Here is a 17,308-nt window from a genome sequence, read left to right on the forward strand (position 1 = left end):
ACGGAGACATGAACATCTATCGCATCGCAACCATCCCCGGCGACGGCATCGGCAAGGAAGTCGTACCTGCCGGCGCGCAGGTCCTCGAAGCACTTGCAAAGACCACGAAGTCGTTCGCATTCGAATTCGAAAACTTCGACTGGGGCGGTGACTACTACCGCAAGCATGGCGTCATGATGCCGTCGGACGGGCTCGACGCAATCCGTAACAAGGACGCGATCCTGTTCGGCTCGGCGGGCGACCCGGACATTCCTGATCACATTACGTTGTGGGGCCTTCGCCTCAAGATCTGCCAGGGCTTTGACCAGTACGCGAACGTCCGTCCCACCCGCATCCTGCCGGGCATCGATGCGCCGCTCAAGAGCTGCAGGCCGGAAGACCTGAACTGGGTCATCGTCCGGGAAAATTCAGAAGGTGAATATTCCGGCGTGGGCGGCCGTGTTCACCAGGGCCATCCGATCGAAGCCGCGACGGACGTGTCGATTCTGACGCGCGCCGGCGTCGAGCGGATCATGCGTTTCGCGTTCCGCCTCGCGCAATCCCGTCCGCGCAAGTTGCTGACGGTCATTACGAAGAGCAACGCACAGCGTCACGCGATGGTGATGTGGGACGAAATTGCGCTCGAAGTCTCGAAGGAATTTCCGGACGTCAAATGGGACAAGGAACTGGTGGATGCGTCGACCGCCCGCATGATCAACCGCCCCGCGACGCTCGACACGATCGTCGCCACTAACCTGCACGCCGACATCCTCAGTGACCTCGCCGCCGCACTCGCCGGCAGCCTGGGTATCGCGCCAACGGGCAACATCGATCCGGAGCACCGCTTTCCGTCGATGTTCGAGCCGATCCACGGTTCCGCGTTCGACATCATGGGCAAGGGTCTCGCCAATCCGGTCGGCACCTTCTGGTCGGTCGTCATGCTGCTCGAACACCTGGGCGAGTTCGACGCCGCGAAGCGCGTCATGCAGGCAGTCGAAGCTGTCACTGCGGACAAGTCGCTGCATACGGGCGATCTCGGCGGCACGGCAACGACCGCGCAGGTGACGGCAGCCGTTTGCGCGTTCATCGAGAGCGCTGCAGTGCCCGCAGCCAACGCGGCTTAAGCGCTATCAGCGGCACCGCTCGCGCCTGGATTGCACGGGCTGCCATCCGGCGGCCGTGGCGCGGCGCGGCAAATATGAGGCAGGAGACAAGATGTTCATTTCCAGAAAGGAACCGCACTCCGTTTCTGAATAGAGCACTGCTCAAGCCTCCAAGGAGGAGACAATGATTTCCGAACTCGAAAGCCGGGTTTCCCGCAAGCTCATGCTGCGGATCATCCCGTTTGTGATGCTGCTGTATTTCGTGAGTTTTCTCGACCGCGTCAACGTGGGCTTCGCCGCGCTGTCGATGAACAAGGCCATCGGCCTTTCGCCGACAGCATTCGGCCTCGGTGGCGGACTGTTCTTCATCGGCTACTTTCTGTTCGAAGTGCCGTCGAACCTGATCCTTCATAAGGTCGGTGCGCGCCGCTGGATTGCTCGCGTGATGGTGTCGTGGGGGATCGTTTCACTGGCGTCCGCGTTTGTCGTCGGCCCGAACAGCTTCTACGCGCTGCGCTTCATCCTGGGCGTCGCCGAAGCGGGCTTCTTTCCTGGCATCATCCTGTACCTGAGCCTGTGGTTCCCATCGCGCCAGCGCGCGGTGGCCGCTGCGTGGTTCATGGCTGCCGCGCCGATCTCTACCGCGATAGGCTCGCCGCTGTCCGGCGCGATCATGAAGCTTCCTGCGATCGCTGGTCTGGCCGACTGGCAAATGCTTTACATCCTCGAAGCGGTGCCCGCAATCATTCTCGGCTTTGTGGTGCTGAAGTACATGACGGACGCGCCGTCGAAAGCGCACTGGCTTCAGCCGGAAGAGCGTGAATGGCTGATCGCGAAGCTCAAGCTCGAAGCGGATGCCAGACAGTCGCGGGCGGGTCACACTGCGGGTGCACTCAGCGCATTGTGCGACCCGCGCGTGCTTGCGCTGGCGCTGATCTACTTCGGCACGTCAGCCGGGCTGTACACGCTCGGTCTGTGGGCACCGCTGATCATTCACCAGTATGGGTTCGGCTCGTTCGAAACAGGCCTTCTTGCAGGCATACCGAGCATCCTCGCCGTGATCGCGATGATCCTGTGGGCGAAGCATTCGGACCGCACAGAAGAGCGCACGTGGCACGTTGTCATTCCGTGTGTGGTTGCCTGTCTGGGGTTCGTCTTTGCCGGTAACGCCACCACGGCGTTGATGATTGTCCTGGCGCTCGTGATCGTGAACATTGGGATCAGCGCGGCCAAGGCACCATTGTGGGCAATGCCGAGCATGTTCCTGTCAGGTGCCGGTGCGGCCGCGGGGATCGCGATGATCAATTCGATCGGCAATCTGGGCGGCTTCGTCGGTCCGTTCGCGATCGGCTGGCTCAAGAACGTGACGGGTGGATACTCGGCAGGGTTGTACGTGGTCGGCGCAACGTTGGCCGTGTCGGCGGTGGTTACATTGATGCTGAGCCGGCAGTCAAAGCGGGCGCCGGTTGCGGTCGGGGAGCGACACGGCCACTGAGCAGGGAGGTTCGTGGCTCGACGACACTGGGTGCGTGCACAGCAAGAGTGGCCACCGCAAGCGGTTACCGCGATAAACCTGCGTTAATACACTGCATTATTACGGCGAGCAGCACGATGTCTGGCATGCTCAAAGCGTCTTTGCGAGGCGGTCGCGATCCAGAGCCGCCCACAAGTTTGGCCGGCAACGGCTTAGCGATGGAAATGACTGAACTCCGCTAGAACCGGCTTTATCCGGTAGAAAGGATTGTAGCCTCCCTTCATGCAACACTCGGGCGGACGAAACGTCAGGCAGTAGAACAGCGCCAGCGCAAGCAACGGTATCGTATGCCGGGCCGACACTGTGCTGATTGCCGGTACCAGCGTATCCGTAAAGTAATCGCGCGTAACCTCGAGACTCGTGCGCCAACGCCGCGGCATGAAGCGGAGCAGTCGCGGTGGTTTGATAGAGCCCGTGCTGTCGGCGAACGACAGGAACAGATACGAAATGGCAACCGACGATAGCCAGCGAGCCCAGTCCGCGCCTAGCGCGTACATCGGCAGCGATGCCAGGAACAGGAACCATAGCTGTGAAAGATGTTGGCGCAGCCGTTCGGTCGCCAGGTTGTCCGCCTCGCCGCGTGCGCGGCGCAGTGACGTGACGAGCACGAGCACGGCGCCGACACCCACCGCTGCGAATCCCCAGATCCAGAATAGCGACGACATCACGATGTCCACGACGACGATCAGATTCTTGACGAATGACCACCCGATCGCGGCGATGCCGCCGGTCGGCGTATCCGGCGCAGAGGGCGAAATTAGCATCCGGTCGGCTCCGCTCAACGAAGTCCAGAGCTGCTGGGCAACAGCCTCATTGCCACGGAATACGGCGCAGACCACCATCATCCCAAGCGATATGACTACCGCCGCGCCGGGCAACCAGCCGAACACGCGCCGTTGCGGCTGGAGAGCCGCGATCTGACGCGCGAGCAGCCAACTGGCCGGAAAGGATATGAACAAATATACCTCCTGGAACAGCGGAAACACGACAATCTGCGTCAGCAGCAATACGAAGAAAATCCACGAAAAAAGGCTTCGTTTTGCGTCGGTCGTCGCGTTCACAATCATCTGGTACAAGATGCAACTGATACCCAGCGCAACATGAAACACGATTTCCTTGCGATAGAAAATCTCGTTGCCAGCCGCCATCTGCACGGGGCCGTTCGGCAGCAACATTGCGAGAATGACTGCCCACGGCGTGCTTCGTGAAGAATGGCACAACACCCACCAGAACAACAGGCAAAACGCCGCGAACACGACGAACACCAGCAGGTTGACGACGGGTAGCGCGGGCACCGACCGTGAAAGTTCGATCAGCGCTCCGCTCAGGCCGCGCCGAACAAAACCGGCATCGTAATTGATCAGCCACTCCGAGTAGGCCCACGCGTTCCACGCCAGTTGCCGCGGACTGAGCAGCGTAACCTGCGCGACCAGCCCGATCGCAGCGAGGATCAGCAAGAACGGGACGTAGTGCAGCAAACGCGCAGCGAAACTGCCGCTGTCCTTCTCCCGCTTGACCTTCAAACCCACGATCACCTCGGCCCAGGAAATGCGCGCGAAGATCTCATCATCGCCCAAGTGTTGACCCGCGCCCGATGCTCAACGGGTGCTCCTATCTGAGTACTCTGGGCAGCTGGATTATTCGGCAAGTGAGGACAAGGCCGACTTGGGCGGCAGCTGGTTGCGCCAGCTCTTTTTTTGCAAGTCGCCGTCGCGGCTGATGGGATGCGGACCTTATGTCCAAAATACATGATCCTGAGACTACCCCTGCACGCATAAGACGCATCGTGCGGTTCCGAACATTTCTCCCGGACGGTCGTGAGATTGCGCAGTCGAGCGCTGCCCGGCCGCCTGTCCCTCTCAATGGGTTGGTGGTTTTGAACAATTTTGAACAGCTGGCCCGGTTGCAGGCGCTGGCAAAGGGTCCCGCGCTCCCAGGCGGGTCGGGTTCACTCTGATCGAACATTGGCACGACGAGCATCTCCATCGGCAACGTGACGCGGGCCCGCCATCGCGGCAAACACCTCGCCCTTATTCCTGAAGTGAGCGGGCGGGCCCATCCATGCGAGCTGACCGCTTACATCGGCGGAGCGACTCCATCCTTTTCGACCACCACGCGCTGAGCGACAAAAGCATTCTGCGATGCGGCCGTCGCAACCACGAACACCTTCTTGCCCGGAGTCAGGTCGCTGCGTGCGGCCGGCGTGAAAGTCACGATGGGTACGTTGGGCGGGACGATCACCTCATCGCCGCCGCCTTTGTACGACAGCTTCAGGTTCCGGCCGTTGGTACCCTGAACAACCGTGTCGACGTTCGCGTTCGTCATCGTGCTGTTCGGACCGAGGTCCCACGCGTAGTGACCTTCACCCGTGCCGCGCGCGGATTCCGGGAAGACGACGACTTCGGTAGCCGTCAACTTTCCGTCAGTGCCGGTCGTTGTGGCCGTGCCGACGAACGAGCCCGGCTTGATGTCCGAAAGCTGCATGGCCTTGACCGCCGAAACGGCAATGGTCGGTTTAAGCTCGATCGAGACAGTGTCGCCGCTACGACGATGCACCTTCAGGACGTCGCCGTCGAGCGAGACGATATCGCCACGAATGCGCGACGGTTTGACTGCCGGCGTCTGAGCGAGCGCGGCACCGGCAAAAGCCAGCGCGGACAGGGTGACGCCAAGTTTCAAGCGGATAGACATAGATGCTCCGTAAAGGACCGTTGAGTTGAGAATGGACTAACGCACATCAGGAACCGCCGAACCAGTTGTAGCCCTGGTTCTCCCAGTAACCGCCGGGATATTCGTTCGTCACACTGATCGCGACGATATGCTTCGGATTCTTGTAGCCGAGCTTGGTCGGCATACGCAGCTTCATCGGAAAGCCGTACTTCGGCGGCAGCACCTGCCCGTCGTATGTAAGTGTGAGCAGGGTCTGTGCATGCAACGCAGTCGGCATGTCGATGCTGGTCCAGTAGTTGTCCGCACAGTGCAGCGACACGTACTTCGCCGTGATGTCCGCGCCCGCGCGCTTCAGGAAATCGGAGAAACGCACGCCGCCCCATCGGCCGATGGCACTCCATCCTTCGATGCAGATATGACGCGTGATCTGGCTTTCCTGTGGTAACGCGCGCAGTTCGTCGAGCGTCCAGACGCGCTTACCATTCGCGAGGCCACCCACCTGGAGCCGGTACGCAGCGGCGTCGACTTCGGGCACATCGTCGATGCCGTAGAACGCATTGAACGGAAACGGCCGTGTGATCATCGACGCCGGATAAGTCGGGGCCATCTCGTTCGGATTGAACAGCAGTGCCTGCACGTCGTCGTTGAAGAGCGACATTCTGCGCAGCATGGTGTTCACCGATTTGTCATTGGATAAATCGCAGCCTGACAGCATCGCAATGCCGCCGAGCGTGAGAACTCGCTTGCCGAGCAGCCGACGTGCCGGATTTTTCAGTTCGCTGCGCGCATCCTTGATGATGGATTCAGCTTGATATGAAAGAAACGTATCGGGTTTCTGAGCCCTTTTTCGAAAAGTCATGGTTACCGTCCACGAATCATCAGAAGCAGCGAGCGCGGCACCAGTGCGACCATGACGACGTGCACGACGAAGAACGCAACCAGCACGCTCATTGCAACGAAATGCACGACGCGCGCATTGTCGTATCCGCCCATCAGCGTGCGCAGCAGCGGGAACTGCACCGACTTCCATACCGCCAGTCCCGACATGATCACGAGCGCGATATCGACGATGACGACGAGATAGGCGAATTTCTGTACCGCGTTGTAGCGTGTGAGGTCCTCATGCCTGAGCGTGCCACGCAGCGCAGCGACGAGATCGGTTGCAAGTGACCTGAAGCTGATCGGCAGCAGTTTTCGGCGCAGACGTCCCGAAGCGATATTCAGCCCGACGTAGATGAGGAAATTCGCGATCAGCATCCACATGATCGCGAAATGCCATTGCAGGGCCCCGCCGAGCCAGCCACCCAATGTGATAGCCGAAGGAAACTGTAAGGCTGGAAAGATCGGCGAGGCGTCGTAGATCTGCCAGCCGCTTGTCACCATCAGTACGACAGCGAACGCGTTAATCCAGTGTGCGATGCGGACCCAGGCGGGTTGAATCGTTGTGTGACTCATAGCGATCTCGTGATTGGCGGGTTGGGCCTGGTAAATCGAACGCCTGGCCGGCAGCGACCAGGCAGTGTTACCGAGGGTGAACATCGCCAGTGCGCAACTATTCCATTGCGCGAGAAATAATTTTCCTGACGAACGACCCAACGTTTCGAATGCGTGTGCGTTGCGAGCGTGAAAATTTCACAAGATTCCCGGCAGCGCTTTCGCCGATGAAGGGTTCGTATTAGGCTAGAGAATGGGTCAAACCGGTCGGCTGATGGCGAACATTGACGAAGTTACTTTCGCCAGTGGTCAGTGCCCCTTCACTGGCGCCCTGACGACCGCAAAGGAACGAGGTCCGATATGCAATTGTCCGCAGTAGCAATCGTCAAGCCCGAAACGACCAACTTCATTCTCGGGCAAACACACTTCATCAAATCCGTCGAGGATATTCACGAGGCGTTAGTCGGCACCGTTCCGGGCATCAAGTTCGGCCTGGCCTTTTGCGAGGCTTCGGGAAAGCGCCTGGTGCGCCGGTCCGGCACCGATGCGGACCTGATCGACATGGCGTGCCGGAACGCCATGAGCATTGCCGCGGGCCACAGCTTCTTCATCTTCCTCGGCGATGGTTACTATCCTGTCAACGTTCTCAACGCTATCAAAGCGGTGCCCGAGGTTTGCCGGATTTTCTGCGCAACGGCGAATCCCACTCAGGTTCTGGTCGCCGAGACGGAACAGGGCCATGGCATCCTCGGCGTCATTGACGGATTCTCGCCGCTCGCCGTCGAAAGCGAAGAAGACGTGCAATGGCGTAAGGATCTGTTGCGCGCGATCGGTTACAAAGCGTAGGCGCAGGCACGTTCCCGAACAACATGCGCCTCGCGCGCCTTTTGTCACCCCTACCCGCTCCCCAGGAAAACCCTCAAGCGCGGGTCGGTGTGATCGCGGTACGCGGCCGCAGCGTCGCCATGATCAGGTACATGCCGCCACCAACCACCACGCCGAAGAACCAGCCATAGGTATTCCACCAAAGCGGCAGCACGTTGGTGAAGTTAGGCAGGAAGGTTGAAAACACGCTGCCGAGCGCCGCTGCGGTCAGCGCGTTGACGTTCCAGCCGCCTTCGTAGCGGTACTCGCCGTGCTCCTCGTAGAGCGCCGCGACGTTGATGTTGCCCTTGGCCACCAGATAGTAGTCCACCAGAATGATCCCCAACAGCGGGCCCATCGTCGCGCCGATGGCGTTGACGAAGTGCGCGGCGTTGCCTTCCCACGGCGCGAACGGGTAGAGCACCAGCGCGATGGCCGCGGCGATGTAGCCGCCCTTCTTGAAGCTGATCAGCTTGGGGAACACGTTGGAGATGTCGAACGAGGCCGAGACAAAATTGGCCACCACGTTGATGCCCAGCGTGGCGACTGCGAAGGTCAGCGCCGCGACGAGTGCCAGCACCCAGCTGTCGAACTTGGCGGAGATCTGTTCGGGGTGGAGCAGCACTTCGCCGTACACCTTGAAGGCAGCGATGGTAGTGACGCCGGCGACCAGCGAGAACGCGATCAGGTTGACCGGCAGGCCCCACAGATTTCCTTTCTTCACTGCGTCGCGGTTTTTCGCGTAGCGCGAGAAGTCGCAAAAGTTCAGGTATAGCGCCGCGAAATAGGTGATCCAGGTCGCGCCCACTGCCATCAGTGCCCAGAACGAGCCTGGCTCGCCGCTGACGCCGGCGTCCCTGGTCTTATCGAGCAGCACGTTCATCGGAATGCCATGAGTGAACGAGAAGCCGCCGGCCTTGACGCACAGGCCGATCGCCAGGATCAGCATCGCGACCCACACCGCCGGACCGGCCCAGTCCTGGAATCTGCGCACCGTCTCCATGCCCTTCTGGATGATGAGCAGCTGCAGCGCCCAGATTATCACGTAGCAGATCACCTCCAGTCCCGAGTGGCCGAGGAAGTGCGTGCTCTTGTAGAACGCCATCAGGCTGTCGCTGCGGATCAGCAACGCGACCACCGCGCCCGAAGCCGCTGCCGTCTGCGCGCCGTACCAGAAGCAGGCCACCACGGCGCGCACCAGCGCCGCCAGGTTGGCGCCCCACACGCCGAAGGAGGCGCGCGCCAGCACCGGGTAAGGCACGCCGGTTTTCTCGCCGGCGTAGCCGATCAGGTTCATCAGCGCGAAGATCACCAGCGAGCCGAGCCCGATCGCGAGCACAAAGTTGATAAAGCTGCCGCACAGCAGGAACAGGCTGGCGGCGAGGTAGTAGCCCCAAAGGCTGTGCACGTCCGAGGTCCAGACGTTGAAGATGCTGAAGGCACCCCAGTTGCGCCGCCTGGCGGGCGCGAGATCTTCGTTGTAGAGGCCGGGGGAAGGATCGCGGATTTCCATTTGTCATCTCCTTTGCGCTCGTGGAACTAAGGAAACACCGCCGGAGACTCCCTGGAGATGCCCCCGCGTCTGAAGCTGGTTGGTATGTAAAAGAACTGTATGTGCTTTGCCACATCGTTTCGAATGGGTTAACCCTGATCGAGATGCGTTCTGGCGCATGCCAACCGCTCATTCCCACGCCTCCGCCAACACAGGCGCGGCAGGTTGCGTTACCCCTGGTCGCCGTCGCGTTCATCCTCTTGCCGCGATTCTGCGGAAGTTGCATCAACCGGCGATAGCATCCTGGCTTTCCAGAAGATAACCCCACTTTACATATAAATTTATTCAACTCCTTTATGTCAGCCTCTGGTGAGATTTTTTTCCAGATAAAAAAGTGCACAATTTCGCCACGTGGATATTTCCCGCTGTCCCGTCAGCATAGGGAAAATCGAGCTATGAATGCGTGCCGCGCCGCACCAATGATCCACCCTGACCCCGCCTCGCTGTAGCTGAAAGCGATATCGTGCCTTGTGAAACATTACATAATTTGCAGGGAATTACGCCATTGATGTTTCAGATCGATTACGCCTATAGCGCGAATGGAATGTAGATCATAAATAAGATTTACTTTTCGATTTTCCGTCATACCGCCATTGTTGCGCCATACACCCGGTCTACAGCCCTGATGCAGGCGTTTGTGAAGCACGCGTCACGACAGAACCTGGCTACTCCCCTGGATAAACATCTCCCCACGAGCGATGGGGAAATCATTGGTTGACTTTCGCTAACCAGCATCACGTCAAGATGCGGCTCCGTCACACCACCGGTGTCGACCAGCGTCGATCAACAAATCTGACGAACACATTCCAGTACTCAGGTCGATCCCCTGATCGACCGTCGGGACTTTAAAACGAAAGGAGACAGTTCGATGCAAAGCCGATTGATGACCCTATTGCTGCTTTCTGCAGCTTTGGCCGGTTGTGGAGGTGGCGATAACAGCAGCAGCAGCGTCGCCCCAACACCGCCGAAGCTCCTGACCAACATTGCTGTGCCCAATGCCTCGAGCCCACCATTCAGTTTCGACATCGGCTACGTCGAGGCCGGCAAGTACTTTCTTTCCGACCGGAATAGCAAGGCCGTCGATGTCGTGGACACCAAATCGAACACATTGATCGCGCAGATTCCCGGCCCCTTCACCGGCGCTGGCGCGACGACAGACGAGTCCGGGCCCGATGGAATTGTGGGTATCACCGGCACGCATACGATCTACGTCGGCGACGTCGACTCGATCAAGGTGATCGATACGGATGCGCAAAAGACGGTCAACACGATAGTCATCAGCAATTCCGGGTCGCGGGTCGATGAAGGCTGCTACGATCCTGACGATCATCTCGTGATGTACGCGAGTCCCGGAGACTCGCCGCCGTTCGTCACGTTCATTTCGACACTGACGCAAACGGCGGTGGCAAAGCTTGCTTTCAATGGTTCGTCGGGACTGGAAGCATGCGTATATGATCCCGCCTCGAAGAGTTTTTTGATCAACAATGACGGGACCGCCGCCAATCCCGCTGGGGAGCTCGATGTCATCACCGCGAGCTCGGCGGCGGCTGGGAATCCTGCTGTCGGCAAATCGTTTCCGCTAGGAAAGTGCGGACCGACCGGAATCGTGCTGGGCCCGAACAACGACGTGCTCATTGGATGCGATCCGCCTGCCGGGAATCCGCTCATCTCGCTGATCATGGATCGCGCAAGTGGCGCAATCCACGCCACCCTGCCGTTTGGCGGAGTGGACCAGGTCAATTACGATCCGACTTCCAACCGCTACTTCCTGCCTGCCCGGCACTTCGTGACGGGAGGCACCGCTGCCGCTTCGGGATTTAATCCGCAGATGGGCGTCGTCGATGGAACGTCGCGGCAGCTGCTTCTTGCGATTCCTGTGGGCACAGGCGCGCATTCGGTTGCCATCGACAGCACGCTCGGGCAGGTCTACGTGCCCTTTCAGGGCGGCGCGGCGGGATTCCCCACCGGTGGGATTTCGGTATTCTCAACCCACTAGCCGTTCCGTTGAGCGATCGATCAACGAAGAGACATCAGCGCGCAGACCACTCGCACCGGAATGCGCAACCCGTCGGGTTGCGCATTCCGGAACGTCAGGGGTGACTGTCTTTTATCGTCGCTGGAACGGCCGCTCGCAAACCGCGTTTAGATGACTCGAACTGGGCCGGCTCCTGTCCCACGCGGCGGACGCATCTTGACCCTGAACTGCCCTTCGACCCGACGCAACCTCTACAGCCGCTTCCAAGGTCAAACGGTCATTCGCAGGTGTCACGTCGGTCGGAAAGCGTACGGGCAGCTATGTATTTGCCACCAGCAGTTCCTCCGCATTGTTTGGCGGGCGCAGACCATCTGTTCTGCCAACGAAGTAGAGCTGGGTAAGGTCCGCCGCCGAGATGTGCCGCGCTTCTCTAAAGCCAGCTTCCTGAGCCAGCGCCAACATCTCCGGCGACGCGAAGAAGCTCAGAAAAGGTGTCCCGCTTGCTCGCGCTCCCTTCTCCGCCATCTCAAGCCCGGGACGTACCTCGGGGTCCGCCAGTTCCAGCGGAAGCAGGAACGTCATGGCGAGCGTCGATCCTGGAGCGAGCGCCGCGACCTCGCGCAGCGTGGCCGCGTTCGCCTCCTTGGTGAGATACATGCTGACGCCCGTGGAGACCACGATTGCCGGCTTGCTGGCATCGAAGCCGGCAGACACGAGCTCGTCCCGCCAGGAGCCACCCGCCTCGAAATCGACCGGCACAAAGCGCAGCCAGTCCGGGACGCCGAAGCCGAGTTCGATCAGGCGCTGACGCTTCCATGCCTGAGGACCTGGCTGGTCGATCTCGAACACCCTGAGGCGGGACGCGACTTCCGGCCTGCGCTGGGCGAAGCTATCAAGGCCGGCGCGGAGGATGACATACTGACTGAGCCCGCGGCCGGCCCGTTCGACGACCAGGTCCTCAATGAAGCGAGCACGAGCGACGATTGAGGCACGGAAGGGACGCGTGAACTGCGGATCCATGTCCCCGCGACGTCGCCAGCTCTCGTCCGGGGCCAGCAGCTTCAGGCCGATTTCGTCTTCCAGCACGTGCGGCTCGGCGTCGGCCTCGAGATGCAGAGCGCGCCATAGGGCGACTCGCGCTGCGGTGCTGTCTGGCGCTACATCCCGCTTGTCGCTCATGGCTTCCAATCCTGTTTGTTCGTCTTCGCCTATAGCTGACCTACTCGTGCCGTGCCACGCTATGCAAGAAAGCGTCATTGCTTCGGTTCCCCTGGCGATCGACAGAGGACGTTGCACGCGGCATCCGCATGTAGAAATGCAGGGAGCAACAAGAATATCACCAGCCCGAGCTCAACAATGGCCCGCGTTCGCGCCTGGGTCCGGTACTAACGATAAGCCGACGTTCGAGCGTCCTCGCGAACGTGCGGATCAAGGGCCGTTACTCGCCGCCTTCAGTCCGATGGCACATTTCCGAGCCAGGCCAACGGCGAACCACACATTCCGATTTCCTGCAAATAGACGTTGTCATTCGACGGATACCACATCGACGCGAAGCCCATATTGGCAGGAGCGTGGACGGCACTGAGACAGCGGATCGTCAGCCATCTGATGCTGCCGATGCGAGAGCGTCCGAACACGCGAGCACGGCTATTGCGCCATCTGCAGATCCGCAATCGTCGCGGCGAGAAAACGCGCCGCCTCACCGCCCGTGACAACCCGATGGTCGAATGTCAGGCTCAGCGGCAAGATCCGATGCACGGCGGGAACGCCGGCTGCCGCCACGACCTGCTCGTGAATGCGCCCGGCTCCGAGAATCGCGACAGTGGGCGGCACAACCACGGGAGCCGCATATTTACCGGCAATCATTCCGAAATTCGACAGCGTGATCGTATTGCCGCGCAGTTCTTCCGGCGGAATCCTGCGTGCCCGGATGTCGGCACGCATCCGGTCGAGCCCGCCGCGCAGATCCGCTGGGTCGCGGAGCGCGACGTCGCGTAATACCGGCACGAAGAGGCCATCCGGCAGATCGACTGCGATGCCAAGATCGATCTTCTCCAGCACGTGGCGCCGCCCCGCATGTCCGTCGAACCATGTGTTGAGCCCCGGTTCGGCACGGCATCCTGCCACCAGCGCGCGGATCAGCCGGATCGTGACATCGGTATGCGGCGGCCACGCATCGATGTCGGCGTCGTCGATGACGGTCGCCGCCGCCACTTCGCTCTGCGCGCGCGCCATGTTCTGCGCCATCGCGCGCCGCACGCCGCGCAGCACTTCGGGCGGCCCGAGCTCGGCGAGGACCTTCGCGACGCGCTGCACGTCAGCCGCCGTGATGACACCCTCCGGCCCCGATGGCGTCACCATCGCCAGATCGACATCCAGCTTGCGCGCGAGCGCCCGCGCCGCCGGGATCGCCTTGATCACGCCGACACCCGCACCCATGCCGCCGCCAGGCGCTGCCGGCGCTTCCTGCACCACATGCTGGCCGACCTCCATGTGGCCGACCACGGTGCCGGCATCGGCTTCGTCGCCCTCTCCTTCGAATGCGGCGAGCGGCGCGCCCAGATGCACGACGTCGCCCGGCTGGCCGAACAGCTTCGCGATACGGCCGGATTGAGGCGACGGAATCTCGACGATCGCTTTCGCCGTTTCGACCGACAACAGCGGTTGATCCACGCGAACCTCTTCGCCGCTCCTGACGTGCCACTCGACGATCTCCGCTTCCTGCAAGCCTTCTCCGAGATCGGGCAGTTTGAAGACTTTCATGGCTTCACGACGCCTCCAGAGTCTGCCTGGCCGCGGCAACGATGCGCTCCGTACCTGGCATATATTGATTCTCAAGTCTGTACAGCGGCACCACCACGTCATATCCGGTGACGCGCTGCACCGGCGCGAGCAGCGAGTACAGTCCGCGCTCGGCAATATTGGCGGCAATCTCCGCGCCAACCCCTCCGGTGCGCGAGCCTTCGTGCACGATCACACAGCGTCCGGTTTTCGCCACCGACGCGAGAATGGTGTTCATGTCGAGCGGTTTGAGCGTCGCCACGTCGATCACCTCGGCCATCACGCCTTCCTGCGCAAGCAGATCGGCTGCGGCCTGCACGTCCTGCAATGCTCCCCCCCAACTCACCAGGGTGACGTCCGACCCATCGCGCAACGTCAGGCAGCTGTCGAGCGGCAGCGCTTCGCCGTTATCCTCGACCGGCTGCCTGAAGAGCCGGTAGAGTCGCGTTGGCTCGAAGAAGATCACCGGGTCCGGGTCGCGGATTGACGCGAGCAGCAAACCGTATGCGCGTGCAGGAGATGATGGTGTCACGACACGCAATCCGGGGATGTGGGTGAACAATGCTTCAGGGCTTTCGGAATGATGCTCCGGCGCATGAATCCCTGCGCCGCACGGCGCACGGATCACTAGCGGGCACGTCTGCCGTCCGCGTGTTCGATGCCGCAGACGCGACGCGTGATTCAGAACGTGATCGATGGCCGGATAGATGAACCCGCTGAACTGGATCTCCACGACCGGCTTCAAGCCCATCGCCGCCATGCCGATCGCGGCGCCGGCGATCGCAGTTTCAGCCAAAGGCGTATCGATCACCCGCTGCGCGCCGAATCGCGCCTGTAACCCGACCGTCGCGCGGAACACGCCGCCGTTCACGCCGATATCCTCGCCGAGCAGCACGACGGCTGGGTCGTGCGCCAGTTCGTAGGCGAGCGCCTGATTGAGCGCTTCGACCATGTTGAGGTCAGCCATGGCGGTTCCCCGCAGGAGGCGCGAATCGCTGCGCCATCGCCAGTTGCTCACGCATCGCCAACGGCAAGGTCTCGTACAGATGATCGAACATGGCGGATGTGTCCGGCGGCGGTACCGCCAGATACGCGTCAACGGCCTGCTCGACCTGCGCAAGACACGCGCGGCCGAGTTGCTCGTCCTGCGCCTTGTCCCAGACGTTCATGCGCATCAGGTACGTGCGCAGGCGCAGCAACGGTTCGTATGCCCATTGCTTGCTGAGGACCTCGGCGTCGCGATAGCGCGTCGCGTCGTCGGCTGTCGTGTGATCGCCAAGGCGATAGCTGAGCGCTTCGATCAGCGTCGGGCCATCGCCGCGGCGAGCTTTGGCGAGCGCCGCGTGGACCACCTGGTGCACCGCGATCACATCGTTGCCGTCGACCTGCAGCCCATCGATTCCCGCAGCGATCGCTTTTTGCGCGAGCGTTTGTGCAGCGCTCTGGCGGCTGCGTGGTACCGAGATCGCCCACTGGTTGTTATTAACCACGAGGACAAGCGGCGCCTGCCAGACGCCGGCCATGTTCATTGCCTCGTAGAAATCGCCTTTGGACGTGCCGCCGTCGCCGAATATCGCCACCGCGACACGCGGCTCGTGACGCAGCAGGAACGCGTAGGCCGCGCCGGCGGCATGACACACCTGTGTGCCGATCGGCACACAGTTCGGAAAATCGTGGCGGGGCACGCTGAAGTCGCTGCCGCGTTCGTCGCCGCCCCAATACAGCAGACTTTCCGTCATCGTGACGCCGCGCAGCAATTGCGCGGCGTGATCGCGATACGAGGGAAACAGCGCGTCGTCGGGCTCCATCGCGCTGGCGACGCCGACGCCAATCGCCTCCTGGCCGACCGACGACGCGAAGGTGCCGAGCTTGCCAGTACGCTGCAGCGCGACCGCCTTCGTATCAAATGCCCGTGTCAGCACCATCGCGCGATAGAGCGGAATCAGCGCCATCGGGTCCTGTGCAAACGCAGGTAACGGCTGAGCAGGCTCGCCATCGGGGCCAAGATATTGCGTGTAGCCGATATGAAAACTGGCAGCCGTGGTCATGACCGCCCTCCATGTTCATTCAGATATCGTATCCGTGCCAGAGTTCACGCGTACGAGCGCTACCACACGAACACTGCTGCGCTTGCGCACTCAAACCGCAGCGCGTCCAAACTCTGGACGACGCAAGCGCGCAAAAGGGGCCAGCGCCTCGCCTCGTTAATCACACGCAGTAAAGTAGCCGGGAATACGAACCGAATGCTCGATTGTCGCGATGCACCATCGAATGGGCAGCCGCGCGGCATCGGTCGGGTTTCCCAAATGCGTGCTTTCCGGCTCAGTGTATGCTTGGGGCTGCGATCGATGCCGGGACCTGTGCGCGACGATCAGCAAGCACAGCCACTTTTGCTCGGGCGGAACTTATGTCACGATAAAAGCCTTGCTTCGATTTCCGTCGCGACTCGCGCAGAGCGCGCACCAACTAACGGCCGCGGTCACGGACAGGGTACGGAGCGTGGCGATGAGCGACTTCAGCGTGCCGGACACCGCCTCAAGAGCTTTGAAAAAAGTCGCTTGGGCATCGGCCCCGCGTCACCTGTTGGCACTCATGCTCATCGCGTTGATCTTCCCACCGGGACCGGCATCCACCGTTGCCGCCGAGGAGCGCGCCATGACTCTCACGCTGACGTCGCAAGCCTTCCGACAGAACGGGGAGATTCCCCCACAACATACTTGCCAGGGCGCCGATGTTTCCCCGCCGCTCGCGTGGTCCGGCGTGCCGTCGAACGCAAAAAGCCTGGCGCTGATCGTCGACGACCCTGACGCGCCGGACCCGGCCGCGCCGAAAATGACCTGGGTACATTGGGTGCTTTACAACATCCCGCCGACGGCAATCGGGCTGCCCGAGGGCGCTGCTGCCGGGGGATTGCCGCGCGGCACGCTCGAAGGCACCAATGACTTCAGACGTGCCGCTTACGGCGGCCCGTGCCCGCCCGTGGGACGCCACCGCTATTTCCATAAGCTGTATGCACTCGACACCGTACTGCCCGATTTGAAAAGCCCCAGCAAGGCGGCGCTCGAAAAGGCCATGCAGGGGCACGTACTGGCGCACGCCGAACTGATCGGCACCTATCACAAGCGATGAGTTTGAAGACGACGCAACTCCGACGTGGCTGACTTCCTGCAATTCGTACGCGGGAAGATCAAGGCGCGGACATCCGCCTCGATTTTCAGAGATGCGGCAGCGATTGCTAGAAGAACTTCGAGTGCATACGCATGTGCAGGCGAGTGTTCAGTAGCCTTCGAGGAGCAGCATCGCGTCGTTTAAGTAGCTACTCGGGAGTGTCTGAATTTTTGTGTGCAAGGCAGATAGAGACCTGCCGTCTGGCAGGACGTCAATTGCATTCTACAAATGATTCCTGGTGAAGCGAT

At 61.0% G+C, this 17,308-nt stretch carries 14 protein-coding genes; 5 read left to right on the top strand and 9 right to left on the bottom strand.

Going from position 1 to position 17,308, the window contains the following annotated elements; genetic code table 11:
• Window positions 1–8: 8 nt before the first annotated feature.
• Both P3T21_RS24255 and P3T21_RS24260 read left to right on the top strand, forming a co-directional pair.
• Window positions 9–1,103, top strand: coding sequence for a tartrate dehydrogenase (locus P3T21_RS24255; protein ID WP_429258493.1), 1,095 nt, complete (start codon window positions 9–11; stop codon window positions 1,101–1,103).
• A 163-nt stretch (window positions 1,104–1,266) separates the two neighbouring features.
• Window positions 1,267–2,577 (top strand): MFS transporter, encoded by a 1,311-nt coding sequence (locus P3T21_RS24260; protein WP_429258494.1) that lies wholly within the window; start codon window positions 1,267–1,269, stop codon window positions 2,575–2,577.
• Window positions 2,578–2,768: 191 nt separating this feature from the next.
• On the opposite strand, the gene P3T21_RS24265 is transcribed toward P3T21_RS24260, so the two are convergent.
• The 4 genes from P3T21_RS24265 to P3T21_RS24280 all read right to left on the bottom strand — a co-directional run bounded on the left by P3T21_RS24265 (window position 2,769) and on the right by P3T21_RS24280 (window position 6,741).
• Window positions 2,769–4,193, bottom strand: coding sequence for a hypothetical protein (locus P3T21_RS24265; protein ID WP_429258495.1), 1,425 nt, complete (start codon window positions 4,191–4,193; stop codon window positions 2,769–2,771).
• A 499-nt stretch (window positions 4,194–4,692) separates the two neighbouring features.
• Window positions 4,693–5,307 (bottom strand): hypothetical protein, encoded by a 615-nt coding sequence (locus P3T21_RS24270; protein ID WP_429258496.1) that lies wholly within the window; start codon window positions 5,305–5,307, stop codon window positions 4,693–4,695.
• 46 nt (window positions 5,308–5,353) lie between these two features.
• A complete protein-coding gene (locus P3T21_RS24275; protein WP_429258497.1) occupies window positions 5,354–6,145 on the bottom strand; it encodes a molybdopterin-dependent oxidoreductase in 792 nt (263 codons plus the stop codon).
• A gap of 2 nt (window positions 6,146–6,147) precedes the next feature.
• The gene (locus tag P3T21_RS24280) at window positions 6,148–6,741 is read right to left on the bottom strand and encodes a cytochrome b/b6 domain-containing protein (protein WP_429258498.1); all 594 of its coding nucleotides are present in this window, start codon (window positions 6,739–6,741) and stop codon (window positions 6,148–6,150) included.
• Window positions 6,742–7,080: 339 nt separating this feature from the next.
• On the opposite strand from P3T21_RS24280, the gene P3T21_RS24285 reads away from it, so the two are divergent.
• Window positions 7,081–7,566 carry an adenosine-specific kinase gene (locus tag P3T21_RS24285; protein WP_429258499.1) on the top strand — a complete coding sequence of 162 codons (486 nt, stop codon included), beginning with the start codon at window positions 7,081–7,083 and terminating at the stop codon, window positions 7,564–7,566.
• A 73-nt stretch (window positions 7,567–7,639) separates the two neighbouring features.
• On the opposite strand, the gene P3T21_RS24290 is transcribed toward P3T21_RS24285, so the two are convergent.
• A complete protein-coding gene (locus tag P3T21_RS24290; RefSeq protein WP_429258500.1) occupies window positions 7,640–9,097 on the bottom strand; it encodes an NCS1 family nucleobase:cation symporter-1 in 1,458 nt (485 codons plus the stop codon).
• A gap of 907 nt (window positions 9,098–10,004) precedes the next feature.
• On the opposite strand from P3T21_RS24290, the gene P3T21_RS24295 reads away from it, so the two are divergent.
• Window positions 10,005–11,132 carry a hypothetical protein gene (locus tag P3T21_RS24295; protein ID WP_429258501.1) on the top strand — a complete coding sequence of 376 codons (1,128 nt, stop codon included), beginning with the start codon at window positions 10,005–10,007 and terminating at the stop codon, window positions 11,130–11,132.
• Between the two features lie 297 nt (window positions 11,133–11,429).
• Here the strand turns inward: P3T21_RS24295 and P3T21_RS24300 are convergent, their stop codons facing one another.
• The 4 genes from P3T21_RS24300 to pdhA form a co-directional block, all read right to left on the bottom strand.
• Window positions 11,430–12,290 (bottom strand): class I SAM-dependent methyltransferase, encoded by an 861-nt coding sequence (locus P3T21_RS24300; RefSeq protein ID WP_429258502.1) that lies wholly within the window; start codon window positions 12,288–12,290, stop codon window positions 11,430–11,432.
• A gap of 468 nt (window positions 12,291–12,758) precedes the next feature.
• Window positions 12,759–13,874 carry a dihydrolipoamide acetyltransferase family protein gene (locus tag P3T21_RS24305; protein ID WP_429258503.1) on the bottom strand — a complete coding sequence of 372 codons (1,116 nt, stop codon included), beginning with the start codon at window positions 13,872–13,874 and terminating at the stop codon, window positions 12,759–12,761.
• A gap of 4 nt (window positions 13,875–13,878) precedes the next feature.
• On the bottom strand, window positions 13,879–14,859 hold the full coding sequence (locus P3T21_RS24310; RefSeq protein WP_429258504.1) for an alpha-ketoacid dehydrogenase subunit beta: 981 nt from the start codon (window positions 14,857–14,859) through the stop codon (window positions 13,879–13,881).
• Window positions 14,852–15,940, bottom strand: a complete 1,089-nt coding sequence (pdhA, locus tag P3T21_RS24315; protein WP_429258505.1) for a pyruvate dehydrogenase (acetyl-transferring) E1 component subunit alpha — start codon at window positions 15,938–15,940, stop codon at window positions 14,852–14,854. The genes P3T21_RS24310 and pdhA overlap by 8 nt, the downstream gene beginning before the upstream one ends.
• A gap of 607 nt (window positions 15,941–16,547) precedes the next feature.
• Here pdhA and P3T21_RS24320 point away from each other — a divergent pair.
• Window positions 16,548–17,021 (top strand): YbhB/YbcL family Raf kinase inhibitor-like protein, encoded by a 474-nt coding sequence (locus tag P3T21_RS24320; RefSeq protein ID WP_429258512.1) that lies wholly within the window; start codon window positions 16,548–16,550, stop codon window positions 17,019–17,021.
• Window positions 17,022–17,308 lie beyond the last annotated feature (287 nt).

The organism is Paraburkholderia sp. GAS334 (assembly GCF_050436625.1).
In the GTDB taxonomy this organism is placed as follows: Bacteria; Pseudomonadota; Gammaproteobacteria; order Burkholderiales; family Burkholderiaceae; genus Paraburkholderia.

Excerpts from the sequence above, each read along its gene's own strand:
- pdhA (WP_429258505.1), bottom strand. The coding sequence starts at position 15,940 with ATGACCACGGCTGCCAGTTTTCATATCGGCTACACGCAATATCTTGGC.
- P3T21_RS24275 (WP_429258497.1), bottom strand. The coding sequence starts at position 6,145 with ATGACTTTTCGAAAAAGGGCTCAGAAACCCGATACGTTTCTTTCATAT.
- P3T21_RS24295 (WP_429258501.1), top strand. The coding sequence starts at position 10,005 with ATGCAAAGCCGATTGATGACCCTATTGCTGCTTTCTGCAGCTTTGGCC.
- P3T21_RS24270 (WP_429258496.1), bottom strand. The coding sequence starts at position 5,307 with ATGTCTATCCGCTTGAAACTTGGCGTCACCCTGTCCGCGCTGGCTTTT.
- P3T21_RS24255 (WP_429258493.1), top strand. The coding sequence starts at position 9 with ATGAACATCTATCGCATCGCAACCATCCCCGGCGACGGCATCGGCAAG.
- P3T21_RS24305 (WP_429258503.1), bottom strand. The coding sequence starts at position 13,874 with ATGAAAGTCTTCAAACTGCCCGATCTCGGAGAAGGCTTGCAGGAAGCG.
- P3T21_RS24310 (WP_429258504.1), bottom strand. The coding sequence starts at position 14,859 with ATGGCTGACCTCAACATGGTCGAAGCGCTCAATCAGGCGCTCGCCTAC.
- P3T21_RS24290 (WP_429258500.1), bottom strand. The coding sequence starts at position 9,097 with ATGGAAATCCGCGATCCTTCCCCCGGCCTCTACAACGAAGATCTCGCG.
- P3T21_RS24320 (WP_429258512.1), top strand. The coding sequence starts at position 16,548 with ATGACTCTCACGCTGACGTCGCAAGCCTTCCGACAGAACGGGGAGATT.
- P3T21_RS24260 (WP_429258494.1), top strand. The coding sequence starts at position 1,267 with ATGATTTCCGAACTCGAAAGCCGGGTTTCCCGCAAGCTCATGCTGCGG.
- P3T21_RS24280 (WP_429258498.1), bottom strand. The coding sequence starts at position 6,741 with ATGAGTCACACAACGATTCAACCCGCCTGGGTCCGCATCGCACACTGG.
- P3T21_RS24285 (WP_429258499.1), top strand. The coding sequence starts at position 7,081 with ATGCAATTGTCCGCAGTAGCAATCGTCAAGCCCGAAACGACCAACTTC.
- P3T21_RS24300 (WP_429258502.1), bottom strand. The coding sequence starts at position 12,290 with ATGAGCGACAAGCGGGATGTAGCGCCAGACAGCACCGCAGCGCGAGTC.